Below are 16,238 nucleotides of genomic sequence, written 5' to 3'. Positions count from 1 at the left end.
GGGCGAAATGGATAGTCGACAGGTTAACATAAATTGGTGCAATTGACGTTTCAGCAATGACGACTACAGATATGCTTTAAGAGGTTGAATCGCCGCAAGATCCAACATTTCATATTCTCCTTTTAATTCTGCGCTGAGTTTTGCCATATACGTCAATAAAAAGTCAGCATTATGCTGTGCCAAATGCCGCCCTTGTTCAGTTTGCATTGTCAGTGGCAACGTCAGCAGTTTGGTCTGGAAATGATCAAGCGCGTACTGTTTATCATCGAGGCTACGCTGCCGGGCAAACGGATCCTCCGCATCAAACAATGCCACACCCAGCGAGCCAGAAACGGCGAACACGCGCGCCAGACCGATAGCCCCCAGCGCCTCAAGTCGATCGGCATCCTGAACGATTTTGGCTTCAAGTGTCGTGGGCGTAATTTTTGCGCTAAAACTGTGCGCTGCGATAGCGTGACTCACCGCATGCAGCCGATCCTGAGGAAATTCAGGAAAGTCCTGTGACAGTACACGACAGGTTTCCTGGGCTGCCAGTACCGATGAGCGATGACGTTCCGGATGATTTTTCGGTAAGCTGACAAGATCGTGGAAATAGCACGCGGTCAGTACGACCAACCAGTCTACGTTCGCATCCGTGCTCAGCTTTTGAGCCGTCTGCCACACGCGGCGAAAGTGAAAGATGTCATGGGCAGCGTCGTGCCCTGAATGATTTTCACGTAACCAGGCTTCAAATCTCGACTGCCAGTCGTGGAGTTCCATGCTCTCTCCCTTTACATAAAGAAAACCACCTTAGCAATAATTTTTACCCTGAACCACTGCCTGTCTTCTTTTATAGCAAAAATCAATTATTAAATAATATTCATAATAAATATCAATTTATAATTTCCACATACAGCATTGATAATAAATTATTCTGACAAGCATAAAAAACAATAATAAAAACATATAAAATACACACAGCAGATATCAAAACAAAAGACATAAATCAATTGATAATCATGTATTTATGTTTTGAATGAAAACAATAAATATATATAAAAATAATTTAAAAAACTCAAATAGAAACATTTTGAAATATCTAAAATATAATTGTTACATGTTATTCTTTAAATTAAATGAACTTCATAGATAGTATCAAAATGTAGTTTTTGGGACATCACTACATATTCATTTTAATTATTAAATAAAGGGAATACATAATGAAAAGAAAAGTACTGGCACTGCTTCTCCCAGCTTTATTAGCTGCAGGCGCAGCAAATGCGGCTGAAATTTATAATAAAAACGGCAATAAACTGGATCTGTACGGAAAAGTCGATGGTCTGCGTTATTTCTCTGACGATGCTGGCAGCGACGGCGATCAAACCTATGCGCGTCTGGGCTTTAAGGGCGAAACGCAGATCAACGATATGCTGACTGGCTACGGTCAGTGGGAATATAATATTCAGGCCAACGGCACCGAAGGTGACAAAGGCGATTCCTGGACTCGTTTGGCTTTCGCAGGCCTGGGCTTTGCTGAAAACGGCACCTTTGATTACGGTCGTAACTACGGCGTCGTGTACGACGTTGAAGCCTGGACCGATATGCTGCCAGAATTCGGTGGTGATACTTACACTCAGACCGACGTGTATATGCTGGGTCGTACCAACGGCGTTGCTACTTATCGTAACCACGGCTTCTTTGGTCTGGCTGATGGCCTGAACTTCGCCCTGCAGTATCAGGGTAATAATGAAGGTAGCAGCGTAGGTCAGGAAGGTTCTGGTAATAGTGAAAACCGCAAACTGGCGAAAGAAAACGGCGACGGTTTCGGTATGTCCACTTCTTATGACTTTGACTTCGGTTTAAGCCTCGGTGCAGCGTACTCCAGTTCTGATCGTACTGATGACCAGGTTGCTCGCGGTTACCAGGATGGTATAAACAAACGCAACAACTACGCTGGCGGCGAAACAGCTGAAGCCTGGACTGTTGGTGCGAAGTACGACGCTAACAACGTTTACCTGGCAGCCATGTATGCAGAAACCCGCAATATGACCTATTACGGCGGCGGTAATGGCGAAAGCAATGGCGGTATCGCAAACAAAACGCAAAACTTTGAAGTTGTGGCTCAATACCAGTTTGATTACGGTCTGCGTCCGTCCATCGCTTACCTGCAGTCCAAGGGCAGTGATTTAGGTGGTCAGGAAGTGAGCCATGGTAACTGGCGTTACGTCGACAAAGACCTGGTCAAATATGTTGATGTGGGTATGACTTACTACTTCAACAAAAACATGTCCACCTACGTTGACTACAAAATCAACCTGCTGGATGAAGATGACAGTTTCTATGAAAGCAATGGCATCGCAACTGACGATATTGTTGCCGTCGGTTTAGTCTACCAGTTCTAATTTTGCACAATACGTATCAGGCCTGCTTCATATGAAGCGGGCTTTTTGTTTATTTGAAGCGGATTTTTATGTCACGAAGGCAATAGAACGACAAACTTGTGAGGATACTCAAAGAAAAAAACATCCGTGACTGCTGTCGTTGAAAGCAAGGCGTGCAAGTGTTTGAATAGTGGCGGAGAGAGGGGGATTTGAACCCCCGGTAGAGTTGCCCCTACTCCGGTTTTCGAGACCGGTCCATTCAGCCGCTCTGGCATCTCTCCGTTCTGGTGGTTGCCATGATGCCAGGTAATTTGGCATTTTAACAGACCCAGTTCCGTCAATTTCGTTCAAGTGACGAGTTTGCGAGCAAAACGATGATTAAGTGGCCCTGGAAAGAGCAAGAAACAGCCCGGAATGATGACTGGCCCTGGGATGATGCCCTGGCAATTCCTCTTCTGGTGAATCTTACTGAACAAGAACAAGCCAGGCTTATTGCCCTGGCTGAGCGTTTTTTACAGCAAAAAAGATTGGTTGCGCTACAAGGATTTGAACTGGACGTACTGAAAAGTGCACGAATTGCTCTGCTTTTCTGTTTGCCAGTTCTGGAATTAGGCATCGAGTGGCTCGATGGTTTTCATGAAGTCCTTATTTACCCTGCCCCGTTTGTCGTGGATGACGAATGGGAAGATGATATTGGGCTGGTGCACAATCAACGGATTATTCAGTCAGGCCAAAGCTGGCAACAGGGTCCGGTGATCCTGAACTGGCTTGATATCCAGGATTCCTTCGATGCTTCCGGCTTTAATCTGATTATTCACGAAGTGGCACATAAACTTGATATGCGTAATGGCGATCGCGCCAGCGGAGTTCCGGCTATTCCGCTGAGGGAAATTGCGAACTGGGAGCACGATCTCCATGCCGCGATGAACAACATCCAGGATGAAATCGATCTGGTGGGTGAAACGGCCTGCAGTATAGATGCCTACGCAGCAACCGATCCTGCAGAATGCTTTGCGGTATTATCCGAGTATTTCTTCAGCGCCCCCGAGTTGTTTGCACCACGTTTTCCGGCATTGTGGCAACGTTTTTTCCAGTTCTATCGCCAGAACCCAATGCTTCGGTTGCGCGATAGCCAGGAAGAAGACCATTTTCGCTCATCAAATGTACATTAATACTGAATTTGAAGATTAATTAACCAATTGATATGACGTATTAATTTTACTGTTGACACGTCATGGTGAGGTCAGTAATATGCGCCTCGTTCACACGATTCCTCTGTAGTTCAGTCGGTAGAACGGCGGACTGTTAATCCGTATGTCACTGGTTCGAGTCCAGTCAGAGGAGCCATATTTAAGAAGCCTGCTTAGGAAACTAAGCAGGCTTTTTGCTTTATATCTGATAATCAATCATCACTTCATCAGGCTCCATCGCCTGGCGTTTAATCTCTTCCACAGATAAACCTGCGTTGCATAGCTCGATGAATCGCCAGACGTAATTGCGCTGCAACTGACCACGTTTGAGCCCCAGCCAAACGGTGTTCGCATCAAATAAATGCCGGGTATCAAGGCGGGTTAACGTCCCCTCCTCCTGCTCTCCGCTGGATTGCTCCGCCACCAGCCCGATTCCCAGCCCCAGCGCTACATACGTTTTAATCACATCCGAGTCCTGTGCACTGAGGATAATATCCGGCACCAACCCTTTACGCGCAAATGCCTCATCAATACGTGAACGCCCCGTAATACCCTGCCGATAGGTAATGAGCGGCCAGTGAGCAATAGACTCAAGCGTAAGCGGGGAAGCCTTAACTAATGGATGATCGAGTGGAACAAGCAGGCTGTGCTGCCAACGAAACCAGGGAAATGCCACCAACAGCGGATCGCTGCTGAGTCGTTCACTGGCAATACCAATGTCTGCGCCACCATTTTGCAGGAGAACGTCAATTTCTTGCGGCGTCCCCTGGATAAGCTCCAGGCGAACCTCCGGGAAGAGCTCACGAAATGCTTTGATCACCGCAGGCAGACTATAGCGTGCCTGCGTGTGTGTGGTCGCAATGGTCAGCACACCAGACGTGTCATTGGTAAACAGGTCCGCCAGTCGGCGAACATTACTGGCTTCATTAAGAATACGCTCAGCGATCACCAGCAACGCCTTCCCCGGTTCGGTCATGCCAAGTAAACGTTTACCACGACGAATAAAAATTTCGATGCCAAGTTCATCTTCAAGTTCACGAATATGCCGACTTACCCCCGACTGCGAGGTATAAAGAATATTCGCGACTTCCGTCAGGTTGTAATCCTGACGGGCCGCCTCGCGGATTATTTTAAGTTGCTGGAAATTCACTTTTCGCTCCGGGTACATCAGACATTACGCTATTGTTAAAGTCTGATGCCCGGCATAACAAATAATAAAAACCTGCATCTTATTCCTGGCTGGAATAAGGTCTAACTCACCAGCTGTAGCTCCCGATTTTCCAGAGCCGGACGGCTAACCAGCGACAACAGGATCTCTTTCACCGCCTGAGCCTGTGGTGTCAAACTGCCTCTGGCTGACATGTTAAGCGAGAGGGGCAGATTCATGGAGGGCGTTGTAATCCGCGCCATCCAGCCATTCGCTGCATGGCATAATGCCCGGGCTGCCGATTCAGGTAAGACTGTCACCCCCATACCGCTGGCAATCGCGGCCGTTAGGGTGGAGATAGAATCAATTTCACCTATTACTTTCGCCGTTAAGCGGCGCAGTGAGAAGGCTTCGTCAACACGGAGACGAACCGCACTGTAATCCCGTGGCAGAAACAAATTCATCTGCGCGACTGCCGTTAAATCGACACCAGGCCCAGGACATTCACGCGTCCCCACCAGGAAAAGATCCTCTTTGAGTAACGGTTGACTGGAAATACCCGCGATCGGCGAGCGCTCGTAGAGCACCGCCATATCTAATTGACCACTGAGCAGTTTATCGTTCAGCACCGCCCCGCTGTTTTCATGCAAATAGACCAGTACATCGGGCAGCTCGGCGCGAACGGTCTGTAATAACGGCATGGTAATTGATGATGCCGCAGTGCCTGGCGCCAGGCCAATAGAGACGTGTCCACTCAGGGTCTGCCCTACATTATTGACCGCAAGCTGTGCCTGTTCACACTGACGTAATATCGTCCGGGCGTGCGTATACAGCACTTTCCCCGCCTCCGTCGGCGTCACCCCGCGTTTGGTGCGGATCAACAACTGTTGATCCAGCTCCCCCTCCAGCGTAGCAACCTGCTGGCTCAGCGCGGGTTGAGCGATATGCAATACTTCCGCTGCCTGGGTCAGGCTACCAATATCGACGATTTTTACGAAGTATTTCAGTCGTCTGAAGTTCATTTTGCCTCCTGTCGGAATACCAGAACCCATGCTGGCAATCATGAAACTCAGGATTGCAAGATGCTTGCCAGTTTCATCTGTAGACTATTATTTAATGTTAAGCTCCCGTTAAGTAAGGGATGGCGCAGGAAAGTGATCGCTTCTACTGATTCCGCGTTTTTCCGGGCTGCCCCACAAGAGGTAGACCCGCACCAGAATGGGGCAAATGTCTAAAAAGCATGAAAGATCGCCGCTTTGTTGAATTTGTCAGCAAACGAACACACAATTTCATTTACCCCTTTGACAACCCCCATCGCCCCCGCTAATATGCGCCTCGTTCACACGATTCCTCTGTAGTTCAGTCGGTAGAACGGCGGACTGTTAATCCGTATGTCACTGGTTCGAGTCCAGTCAGAGGAGCCAAATTCTTGATTTCATGCCACTCTGCGAATCCCTATGTGATTCTGATTCAATGAGTTAGCGTGAAATATCTTCCCGGTGCATTTTTAGTTTTCCCTCCGCATCGGGAGAATTTGGTGGTCAGATTTGGGGTCAAGTTGGTTCGATGACGGAGTGACCCCCAAATGTCTCTTAACGACACTAAAATCCGCAACTTAAAGGCATCAGCAAAACCCTTCAAAGTTTCCGATTCTCACGGTCTGTACCTTTTAGTTAATCCAGGCGGTTCACGTCTCTGGTATCTCAAATATCGCATCAATAGAAAAGAATCACGCCTCGGCTTAGGTGCCTACCCTGATGTATCTCTGGCCGACGCTCGTCAGCAACGTGATGGTATCCGTAAATTGCTGGCGCAGAATATCAACCCCGCACAACAGCGCTCTGCTGAAAGAACCACTTCCTCACCAGATAAAACATTCAAGCATGTGGCACTAGAGTGGCATAAAAGCAACCGCTCATGGTCAGAAAACCATGCCGCCCGCCTGCTTGCCAGCATGAATAACCATATCTTCCCGATCATTGGACACCTGACAGTCACAGAACTGAAAACTCGCCACTTCATCGAGCTGCTGAAAGGGATTGAGAAAAAAGGTCTGCTGGAAGTGGCGGCGCGTACCCGGCAGCATATGTGCAACATCATGCGTCATGCCGTGCATCAAGAGTTGATAGAACACAATCCAGCAGCCAATCTGGACGGTATCATCGCTCCTCCCGTTAAACGTCACTACCCTGCCCTTCCGCTGGAGAAACTACCAGAACTGTTAACCCGCATTGAGGACTACAAGCAAGGACGAGAATTAACCCGCCTGGCCGTCTCACTCACCCTGCACTTGTTCATCCGTTCCAGCGAACTGCGTTTCGCCCGTTGGTCTGAGATCGATTTCAGGAACAAAATCTGGACAATTCCAGCCACCCGTGAAGCCATCCCCGGTGTCCGCTATTCCGGGCGTGGTGCCAAAATGCGCACACCGCATATCGTTCCCCTCTCCCGTCAGTCCATCGCTATTCTGAAACAGATACGGGAAATATCCGGGCATCAGGACATGATATTCCCCGGTGACCATAATCCGTATAAACCCATGTGCGAAAACACGGTCAACAAAGCGCTGCGCTTGATGGGTTATGACACGAAAAATGAAATCTGCGGTCACGGATTCCGGGCAATGGCCTGTAGTGCGCTGATGGAATCTGGATTGTGGGCGCAGGATGCGGTTGAACGGCAGATGAGCCATCAGGAACGTAATAGCGTTCGAGCAGCCTACATTCATAAGGCTGAGCATCTGGAAGCCCGCAAGGAGATGATGCAATGGTGGTCGGATTATCTGGACACATGTCGGCTCGCATACGTACCACCTTTTAGTACAAGGCGGGGCAAAAAGAACGAAGCGGCATGATCCATAACAAAAAGCTGTATCAGCATACACTGGTACGGCTTTATTCATTTCTAATAGCTTGTTAGCCCCTTCATCTCGACCCATCGCTGCCTGTAGAAAGCTGTTACACGATAACAACACACTTACGTCGTCAGTCCAAGCGTGCCATTTCATTTGAGAGCGAGGATCATCCCTGCTGCCCCGGCGACGAGAACTGCATCAATGAGAAGCTCGAACGTGTGCGTCTGGAGTTTCTGGACGAGACGTTTCGCAATCATCGAACCGACGAGCAATGCGATGCCAATGGCAAGCCCACGTGTGAGGACGGGCAGCATGATTAGCGACGAGCCAGTACCGACAACGCCGCTGAGCACGCCAGCACCGAAGGCGAGGAAGAAGAGAAGTAATAGCACGATCATCGGCTCCAGGGTCAACCGGGGCCGTCGCTCGCAGCCGCAAGAAGAGGCACCAAGATGTCGCTGACAGGCGTCGGAATGCCGTGAACCTGGCCGCGACGCGCAATGACGCCGTTGCGAATATCCCATTCGAGCGGTCGGCCAGCTTCTCGATCCGTGAGGATGGAAGTGCTCATGTCTGCGGGAGCCGCCCGGAACTTATCGAGGATCTCCTGCGGCACTTCGTCACCGAGTTCTGCGCCTTCTGCTCGTGCCACGGACAGGCACTCCTGTAAATAAGCCAGAGTAAGCCTGGCGATATCAGCACGCCCGAACATGCCCGAGCGGCGGTGCGTGAGCGCCATGAGTCCAGCCACTGCGTTCTGCAATAGTTTGCGCCAGGCCAGTGAGCTGAAATTCGCGGCCAGGTCTACGGAGCACCGCGTGCCTTGTAGCGCTTTGGCCACTGAGCAGGAAGCTGGCGTGTCTGGCAGGCTGAGGCGTACCTCGCCGCGCAAGCGTACTGAGCCATCTGACTGCACCTGTGCGGGAAACCACACGACAGCAGGAACGATCTGTCCGGGCAGAGAGTACGTCGCGAGCCTATCCAACTGTTCAACCCCGTTCTGGAGCACGCATACAACCGTCTCCGGGCCGGTCAACACCTTGAGCCATTCTGCTGCCGCGTCGATTTGTGTGGACTTGACTGCCAGAAAGACAAGATCAGCCGTGCGAGTGATTTGCGCCGGATTCGTCTGTACCGGACCGGGCACGGTGACATAGTGGTCGCCGTCTTGCAGGGTCAGGTGATCGCGGGGTGTACGTCCACACAGCAGCGGTGTGCGGCCGACTTCGTGTAACGCCGCCGCGACTGTGGTGCCGATGGCACCTGGACCCACAACAGCGACAATCGTATTGATTTCAGCGTCCATGAATGCGGACTCCTTGCAACAGAATCTACTTACGTGGTGGTTGTGCCCTTCACAAAGGGTATGTAATATATTACACATGAATAAAGAAATTGGTAATGGAATTTCAGAAGGCGAGCAGCGGTTACAGCAATGGCTTGGCAGCATTCACGCCCGAAGCGGCGGACTTGCTGCAAGTGAGGCTAAAGTTGTCGATCTCCTGCTTGTCGATCCTTTGTTTGTCGGTACCAGCACGACAGCACAGGTTGCCACCCGTGCTGGTGTATCACCGCCGACAGTAATACGCGCTGCACGAGCAATCGGGTTCACCGGGTTCACTGAACTTAAGATAGAGATTGCCCGGGCTCGTGGCACTGCCCGGTTCTTTGCCCCGCCTGAAGTCCTCACAGCGGATGCGACGCTGGCATCGGTGCTGGAAACATCAATTCGTGCTGGTGTAGACGCACTGACTGCGCTCAGCGGTGCTATCGAAATCTCCGCCCTTGATGAGGCGGTCGATTTAATCCAGGGTGCACGCCAGGTATTTGCATTTGGTGCTGGCCCCTCTGCAACGGTTGCCGCTGATGCGGTCTTTCGGTTGCGGACGGCGGGTGTGATAACCATCAGTATCCAGGATTATTTATCAGCCATGATTGCTGCCCGCCTCCTCGGTCCAGGAGACGTAATCATCGTCGTCAGTTCAACTGGTCGCACATCATCCACACTCGCCGTCGCTGATGCTGCATCCTCGGCTGGAGCATCGCTTATCGCAATAACTAACCAGTACGATACTCCACTGGCAACACTCGCCAATGTTTCACTCGTTGTTGGCGGAGTGCCACTACCGGCACAGATGGCCGCTGCGGGGAGTAGGCTTGCTCAGCTCGTCGTTATTGATACGCTGGTCGCAGCCCTCACTCTGCGAGATAAAGAACAAAATCGCCGGGCTGAACGGGCGGGCATTGATTTACCGGATATAACTTGATGCAGTTAAGCGCGGTTGCGATGATTCTTACTGCTGCGGTAGCTCATGCAGTTTGGAATATAGCCTCAAAATATAAGAAGGAAGACACACTTGTGTTCGTCTGGACCTACAGCTGTGCCTCAGCATTGCTATGGGTTCCTATCAGCCTCATTCTGATAGTTGATGGACAACAGGCGTTCGACTGGCGACTCGCTGTCGCGGCAGTTATTTCGTCTGTACTTCATATCGCTTATTCTCTAATCTTGCAGGCTGGCTACGAGCGAGCCGAACTTGGTATTGTTTATCCGATTGCTCGGGGAAGCGGGCCGGTTCTGACAATACTGTTTGCAACCCTGCTCATGGGTGAACGGCTTTCAGCAAACGCTTTACTTGGCGCGCTTCTCATTATCGCAGGTATTTTTGTCGCTACTGGCAATCCGTTCAGGAGCGGAAGCCGACCTCTACAGGGAATGCTATGGGGGGCAGCAACGGGGACCACCATCGCTGGCTATACCCTCTGGGACGGTTATTCGATAATCTCTCTGCGCCTGGATCCAGTGAGCTATTACGCCAGCACACTCCTGCTACAGAGTCTGATTCTTACCCCTGGGGCGATGCGACGACGATATCGAATTTCAACTACTTTACGTGTGGATATCATCCCAATCCTTATCATTGCTGTATGCTCTCCACTTGCCTACATCCTTGTACTGACAGCCATGCAGAGCATGCCACTGGCACTCGTCGCTCCTCTCAGGGAAACATCCATTATTATCGGCTCTCTTCTTTCGTACTGGCTGTTTCGTGAAAATCATCTGGCACGCCGGATTGCCGGTGCATTAGTGGTGCTGTCCGGCATAGCAATGATTAGCCTTTGATCGCTCCGTTGGATGCCAATACTACGAGTGACAAAGGCTCAGGGTTGCTATGTTCCTTAAAGGCAACAGCGCAGGGAAATATACCTTCGCAGGAAACACGCAAAGCCATCGAAAATGTTGCTAGGAAGATGTGTTGCAAGCGACGGATATGGAACCAGATATCGCGATGGCGGCATCGGAATCCCCCACAGTGCTTGCAATAATGATGCATGCGCCAGTCGTCGCCTCATTGTCAGCACGGATCATTCGTCAATATGCCCCGATTATGGTAATGGTATCGAGTCCGCTTCCGCTGTCTGTGGCTGTTAGCGCCAATGAGATAAGACTGTAAAAACGGCCATCAGTCCTGGCATTGGCATCCAGTACCACCATTATTTAAATGTTCTGTGGACACACGCTGCTATTGGAAGGTTAATCCCTGGTCGAATGATTATCCATGCAGGTGCTTTTCCAGCCAGGCCTGATGGCAATAACCAGCTTGATCGCAAAGCTATGCCACATAGCACTATTGGCTTTATAATCATTAACGGTAAAAGTGGTATTGAATAGTTATACGCCGATGCAGCACATTCAACATGTAGCCTGATTCTGATGACCACTTTCGTTAGAAATGGCTTACTCCATACCGAGAGTTCGTGATGCTCAAAACAGAAGATCTCAACACCATGATATCAATTGATGAGATTCACTTTGCTGACTGGCAAATCTGGCCACAGCTAAGGATTCTGTTACATCGGGGTAAGCCAGTAAGAATTTCTGCCAGAGCTTTTGACGTTCTGGTTGTTCTGGTGAGTGCTGAAGGTAAAGCGGTAAGTAAAGAATCTTTACTTACTCAAGTGTGGGGAAATGAAATCGTCGAAGAAAATAATCTTCAGGCACAAATTTCAGCTATACGCCGCATACTGGGTCATGACCGCCATCTACTGATTACTGAATTTGGTTGTGGTTATCGCTTTAATATCAATAAACTGCCAACTGAACCGCTCTCTAAATCAGAAATACCTGAGCCCGCTGTTACCCCTTTTCTAGCGTCGATTCTGGGGCGTGATAAAGCTGTGCAGGAATTATGCGCCTTATTGGATCAATACCGTCTGGTGACGATTACAGGCTCAGGGGGCGTGGGTAAGACTCGTTTGGCATGGGAAGTCGTCAGCCTTACACACTCGCATTTTCCTGATGGAATATGTGTGGCTGAACTGGCGCATATCACCGAAGCATCCAGCTTGCTATCTGTTATTTCACAAGCGCTCCATCTTCCATTAGCTGCCATTCATAATGATGCCGATTTACGGCAACAGCTTGCACGGCGTCGATGTTTACTGCTGATTGATAACTGTGAACATGTAATTAGTGAACTGGAACCAGTTATTACGTTTCTCCTGCACCTGGCTCCCCATATAAAACTGTTGTTGACCAGCCAGGTAGCGTTACAGGTTGCCGGCGAGCAACAATATCTACTACCGCCATTACAAGTTCCTGAGAGCGAAGAGGCTGATACCCACGAGTTACTGACTTTTGACAGTGTCCGCCTCTTTATCGAACGCGGGCAGGCCAACCGACATAATTTCCATCCATCAGCCAGCGAACTGTCGTTGATTGGCGAGTTATGCCGTCATCTTGACGGTCTGCCGTTGGCGATTGAACTTGCGGCCTCCCGTCTGCCAGTCATGAGTGTCAAAGAGATCTATAGCCGACTGGAAGACCGTTTCCAGCTATTGAGCAATACGCACAGCTCTCTGGTGCCCAGACATCAGAAAATACTGACCACGCTGGAGTGGACTTATCAGTTACTCAACACACGTGAACAAAGATTATTTTGCTCTCTGGGGATCTATACCGATATGTTCAGTGTGAAATCAGTAAGCGACTTTCTGCTTATTAAAGACAAGCATCGCTGGCAGGTTGTTGACGATCTGCAAAGATTGCTGTCTTTATCCCTGATTCAGGTCAGTACTCAGGTACCAGAGACCCGTTTCCGCCTGCTGGAAACCATGCGCCAGTTCGCATGCGATAAACTCAGGCAACAGGGTGAATATACTGGTCTTGAGGCCCGTTTTGCCGGTTATTATAAAGATCTGGTAGAAGAGGCCCGAGGTGATTGGTTTATGCTGCCAACGGGACAGTGGCGTGAACGTTATAGCCATATGCTTAATGATTTGCGGAGTGTATTACAGCAAACGTTGACTGAGGGGGCAGATCCCTCTAAGGGGCTTGAGATCTTACAAGAGATGACCCCTTTTTGGATTGAATATTCACTCTACGATGAATGTCAGCGCTATATCTATCCTCTGCTTTATGAAAATACTTCTCGGGTAGTATTAACGCTACACCAGAGAATGAATCTCAGCGCTGTAGCAGGTAAGGCGTCAACCTGGGCAAAAGGCCCTACGCCTGAAACACATTCAGCCTGGAAAACCGCGCTGGCACTTGCAGAAAAGCTCGACGACAAAGAAATACGTTTACAGGCTCATTACGGATTATGGTTGTATTATCTCCGTACTGGCGAGCTGGATAAAGCGCTTGAGCATGCGCAATCTATGTGCGAGCTAGCACGGTCCATTAGTGACGAGGAGGCGATGGCAACCGGGCTGCGTATTCTCGGTGTATCCCTGCATTTTTTGGGACGTCATTATGTCGGGCGTGATTATCTCCAGCAATCTCTTGACTGGTATGAACATGGCGAATTAAGTCACTCTTTCCGTTTTGGTCTTGATCAAGAGACCGCCGGTCAGGCCTTTCTGTCTCGTTTACTATGGTTACAGGGTGAGTATAAGGCCGCGAAACAGATGGCATGGCGCGGTGTTAAAAAAGCTGCTCGTTTGCAGCATGTCTGTTCTCTTTGCTGTGCACTGGCTGAAGGCGCTTGTATGACAGCGGCACTGGATCGTAATCCACGTTGGGTTATAAGGGCCGCAAACTGGCTTATTCATCTGGCAGAAAGGCATGATTTGTATTTCTGGAAGACATACGGCGAGCTGTTTCTTGTTTGGGCCAAACAGTTCAGTCATACCGATGTTAGTCAGACCACACTGTTTAGCTCGTTGCGGGCGATGGGATTAGACTGGCAATATTCCCCCTTGTTGTCAGAAATTGATACCGGGTTATCGCTGAGAACCGCCCGCCAGGATCATGAAAACTGGTGCACGCCTGAGCTGATGCGTCTTTCTGCCACTCAATTACCTCCTCAGGAGCAACGCCTGCTGTTGGAGCAGGCCCTAGACAAAGCGCACCAGCAACAGGCTCATGGCTGGGCCCTCCGTATTGCTTATTCATTGGCGACATTGCAGGCTGAAGCCGGGGAAAAATGGGCTGCTAAACAATTGATACAGGACGCTTTACATGATGTTGATGTCTCAGATAGGGCGACGGATGTAAGAAATGCTATGGCACTATGTGCCCGAATGGAGACCTGAATATTTACGTCTCACGGTTATTAACATCCCCAGGATCACGAGCCCTGCCCCCGCTGTAGAAATCAGCGCCCAGTTATGAGTTGTCTCCCATATCCAGGTGGCAGTCAGTGAGCCACATGCTCCGCCAATAAACATAACGCACATAAATAGTGTATTAAGGCGGTTTCTGGCATCCGGACGCAAAGAGTAAATCGTGTGCTGATTAGCTATTAGTACACATTGTTCACCCGCATCCAGTAGTAGAATGCCCACCACCATACCCGCCATACTGTTCCATCTCCAAAAAACAGCCCAAGCCAGCAGCATGAGTATCACACCAAAAACAACCATTCGGAATGGTCCCTGACGATCGCTGAAACTTCCCGCCAGAGGCGCGCACAGAATACCGATTAACCCCAAAGCAGCCAGGGTTCCGGTTACCCCTGCACCGTAATCGTAGCGATGAGCTAACCAGAAAGGGAGCACGGTCCACAGCACGCTGAAGGAGGCAAACAGCATTGCTTGTGTAAGAGTTGCACCACGCACCTGCGGCTCGCTTTTCCACAGCTGTCCTAATGAACGTAATACCGCCAGATAGTTAAACTTTGGCGTTGGCAACGACTGAGCAGGCAAAATGCGCAAGATGAAAAATATAGCCAGCAAAGTCATGATCGCGCCGAACAAAAAGACACCGCGCCAGCCGAAGTACTGACCAATAAGGCCTCCGATAGCCCGGCCAGCAAGGATACCTGCCAGGACACCGCTCATCACCGTACCCACGGTTTTACCTCGTGCAGAAGTTCTGGAGAGCGAGGCGGCAAGCGGCACTATCTGTTGGGCTACTGTTGCAGCCATCCCGGTAAGGAAGGAGAAGAACACCAACACTGTCGCCGTTGGCGATAACATCATGCCGATCAGTGCCAGGAAAAGCACCTGCGCTTGACGCAGGATAATCCGCTGACGTTCAATATAATCGCCCAGTGGGATCAGAAAGAATAAGCCCACCGCATAGCCTAACTGGGTGCCCATGGGGATCAAAGAAACAGCCCCCCATTCATTGGGAAAGGATCCGGCAATTAAATTCAGGACAGATTGATTAAAATAAATATTAGCTACAACAATACAGCAAATAATCGCCAGCATAAGAATCCTGGCAGAAGAAAGCTCATGATTGTCCGTTCGCATTGACCACTCCTGGCTCTAAACTCAATATCGTCTGGAGTATAAGCAGACGGAAATCCCAACTCTTTGACCGCTTTTTTCAGACGTCTGAATTCTGATGCACAAGCTCCTGAAAAAGAGATTTGTTACTAATACTGCTCATGTTATTAACTGTGCTTAACTTGAGGAGCAGCAAATGGATTTAAAACTGACTGGAAAAGTGGCTCTGGTAACCGGAGCCCGAACCGGAATTGGTTTCAGCATTTGTGAAGAACTGGCCGTGAATGGTGTGCATTTAGTCATGGTGGCCAGACGAGAACCTGAGCTGATTCTGGCTGCGAAAAAAATATCAGAGAAATACGGTGTTTCGGTGCTGCCTGTTGCCGGGGATGTGACTGATCCCAAACTCCCTTCCTTGGTGGTTGAACAAGTGGAAAAGGTTTTTCAGCGTATTGATTTACTGGTAAATAATGCCGGAAGAGCACATACGGGAACGCTGTTAACCACTTCGGAAGAAGACTGGCAGCTAATGACTGAGACCAAACTCTCCGCCATGCGACGTTTTTGTAAGGCCGTCATCCCCGGGATGCAGAAACGAAACTGGGGGCGTATTGTTAATATCTCATCCATTGGCGGTATCTATCCTAACCCGCAACTTACCGTCTCACACGCACTGAGCGCCGCTATCAACAACCTGACCCGTAGTTTAGCACTTAGCGTGGCTCAGGATGGCATTCTGGTCAATGCGATCGGAGTGGGTGCTGTCGCGACGGATAATTGGGCGCAGAATATGCTACCGAATGTCCGCAATCGTCGTCCTGAACTGAATGACAGAACAGACGAAGAGGTAATGGCATTACTGGGTAAAGAGAAAACGCCTGTGGGCCGCTTTGGACTTCCTGAAGATATTGCTGCGATTACTGCGTTCCTGCTTTCTGGAAGGAATCAGTTTGTTACTGGACAGACAATCGAAGCATCAGGCGGAGCAGACAGATTTATGTAATTTCTTC

General features: G+C 49.7%; 13 protein-coding genes and 3 tRNA genes. 9 read left to right on the top strand and 7 right to left on the bottom strand.

The genetic code is table 11. From position 1 onward, the window contains the following. Positions 1 to 63: 63 nt before the first annotated feature. Positions 64 to 759: a phosphohydrolase gene (locus SK32_RS03010; protein WP_048211297.1), complete on the bottom strand. Its 696-nt coding sequence runs from the start codon at positions 757 to 759 to the stop codon at positions 64 to 66. Positions 760 to 1,199: 440 nt separating this feature from the next. Here SK32_RS03010 and ompC point away from each other — a divergent pair, with 440 nt between their 5' ends. Then, entirely contained in the window at positions 1,200 to 2,381 is a 1,182-nt protein-coding gene (ompC, locus tag SK32_RS03005; RefSeq protein WP_048211296.1) for a porin OmpC, read from the top strand. A gap of 170 nt (positions 2,382 to 2,551) precedes the next feature. Here the strand turns inward: ompC and SK32_RS03000 are convergent. Next, positions 2,552 to 2,641: transfer RNA gene (locus SK32_RS03000), tRNA-Ser, on the bottom strand. Positions 2,642 to 2,734: 93 nt separating this feature from the next. Here SK32_RS03000 and mtfA point away from each other — a divergent pair. Continuing rightward, positions 2,735 to 3,532 (top strand): DgsA anti-repressor MtfA, encoded by a 798-nt coding sequence (gene mtfA / locus SK32_RS02995; protein WP_048211295.1) that lies wholly within the window; start codon positions 2,735 to 2,737, stop codon positions 3,530 to 3,532. 99 nt (positions 3,533 to 3,631) lie between these two features. After that, positions 3,632 to 3,707, top strand: a tRNA-Asn gene (locus SK32_RS02990). A 42-nt stretch (positions 3,708 to 3,749) separates the two neighbouring features. On the opposite strand, the gene cbl is transcribed toward SK32_RS02990, so the two are convergent. Beyond that, positions 3,750 to 4,700, bottom strand: coding sequence for an HTH-type transcriptional regulator Cbl (gene cbl / locus SK32_RS02985; protein WP_048211294.1), 951 nt, complete (start codon positions 4,698 to 4,700; stop codon positions 3,750 to 3,752). Positions 4,701 to 4,801: 101 nt separating this feature from the next. Continuing rightward, positions 4,802 to 5,719: a nitrogen assimilation transcriptional regulator NAC gene (gene nac, locus SK32_RS02980; protein ID WP_048211293.1), complete on the bottom strand. Its 918-nt coding sequence runs from the start codon at positions 5,717 to 5,719 to the stop codon at positions 4,802 to 4,804. A gap of 326 nt (positions 5,720 to 6,045) precedes the next feature. Between nac and SK32_RS02975 the strand changes: the two genes are divergently transcribed. Together SK32_RS02975 and SK32_RS02970 are read left to right on the top strand one after the other, a co-directional pair. Next, a tRNA-Asn gene (locus SK32_RS02975) sits at positions 6,046 to 6,121 on the top strand. Between the two features lie 161 nt (positions 6,122 to 6,282). Next, positions 6,283 to 7,551 (top strand): tyrosine-type recombinase/integrase, encoded by a 1,269-nt coding sequence (locus SK32_RS02970; protein WP_048211292.1) that lies wholly within the window; start codon positions 6,283 to 6,285, stop codon positions 7,549 to 7,551. 149 nt (positions 7,552 to 7,700) lie between these two features. Here SK32_RS02970 and SK32_RS02965 read toward each other — a convergent pair whose 3' ends face one another. Beyond that, positions 7,701 to 7,949 (bottom strand): hypothetical protein, encoded by a 249-nt coding sequence (locus tag SK32_RS02965; protein ID WP_048211291.1) that lies wholly within the window; start codon positions 7,947 to 7,949, stop codon positions 7,701 to 7,703. An 11-nt stretch (positions 7,950 to 7,960) separates the two neighbouring features. Further along, a complete protein-coding gene (locus SK32_RS02960; RefSeq protein WP_048211290.1) occupies positions 7,961 to 8,857 on the bottom strand; it encodes an oxidoreductase in 897 nt (298 codons plus the stop codon). A 76-nt stretch (positions 8,858 to 8,933) separates the two neighbouring features. Between SK32_RS02960 and SK32_RS02955 the strand changes: the two genes are divergently transcribed. From SK32_RS02955 to SK32_RS02945, 3 genes are all read left to right on the top strand, one after another. Next, the gene (locus SK32_RS02955) at positions 8,934 to 9,818 is read left to right on the top strand and encodes a MurR/RpiR family transcriptional regulator (protein ID WP_048211289.1); all 885 of its coding nucleotides are present in this window, start codon (positions 8,934 to 8,936) and stop codon (positions 9,816 to 9,818) included. Further along, positions 9,818 to 10,675: a DMT family transporter gene (locus SK32_RS02950; RefSeq protein WP_048211288.1), complete on the top strand. Its 858-nt coding sequence runs from the start codon at positions 9,818 to 9,820 to the stop codon at positions 10,673 to 10,675. Before SK32_RS02955 ends, SK32_RS02950 begins: the two co-directional genes overlap by 1 nt. 638 nt (positions 10,676 to 11,313) lie before the next feature. Beyond that, positions 11,314 to 14,088 (top strand): ATP-binding protein, encoded by a 2,775-nt coding sequence (locus SK32_RS02945; RefSeq protein WP_048211287.1) that lies wholly within the window; start codon positions 11,314 to 11,316, stop codon positions 14,086 to 14,088. Here the strand turns inward: SK32_RS02945 and SK32_RS02940 are convergent. Further along, positions 14,065 to 15,252, bottom strand: a complete 1,188-nt coding sequence (locus tag SK32_RS02940) for an MFS transporter (RefSeq protein ID WP_053065215.1) — start codon at positions 15,250 to 15,252, stop codon at positions 14,065 to 14,067. The two genes, SK32_RS02945 and SK32_RS02940, sit on opposite strands and share 24 nt — an antisense overlap. A 172-nt stretch (positions 15,253 to 15,424) precedes the next feature. Between SK32_RS02940 and SK32_RS02935 the strand changes: the two genes are divergently transcribed. Continuing rightward, entirely contained in the window at positions 15,425 to 16,231 is an 807-nt protein-coding gene (locus tag SK32_RS02935) for an SDR family NAD(P)-dependent oxidoreductase (RefSeq protein ID WP_048211286.1), read from the top strand. Positions 16,232 to 16,238 lie beyond the last annotated feature (7 nt).

The sequence above is a fragment of the Citrobacter sp. MGH100 genome (assembly GCF_001034465.1).
Taxonomy (GTDB): Bacteria; Pseudomonadota; Gammaproteobacteria; order Enterobacterales; family Enterobacteriaceae; genus Citrobacter; species Citrobacter youngae.
Note: the sequence above shows the minus strand (reverse complement) of the source record. Positions and strands in the feature narration are given on the sequence as shown.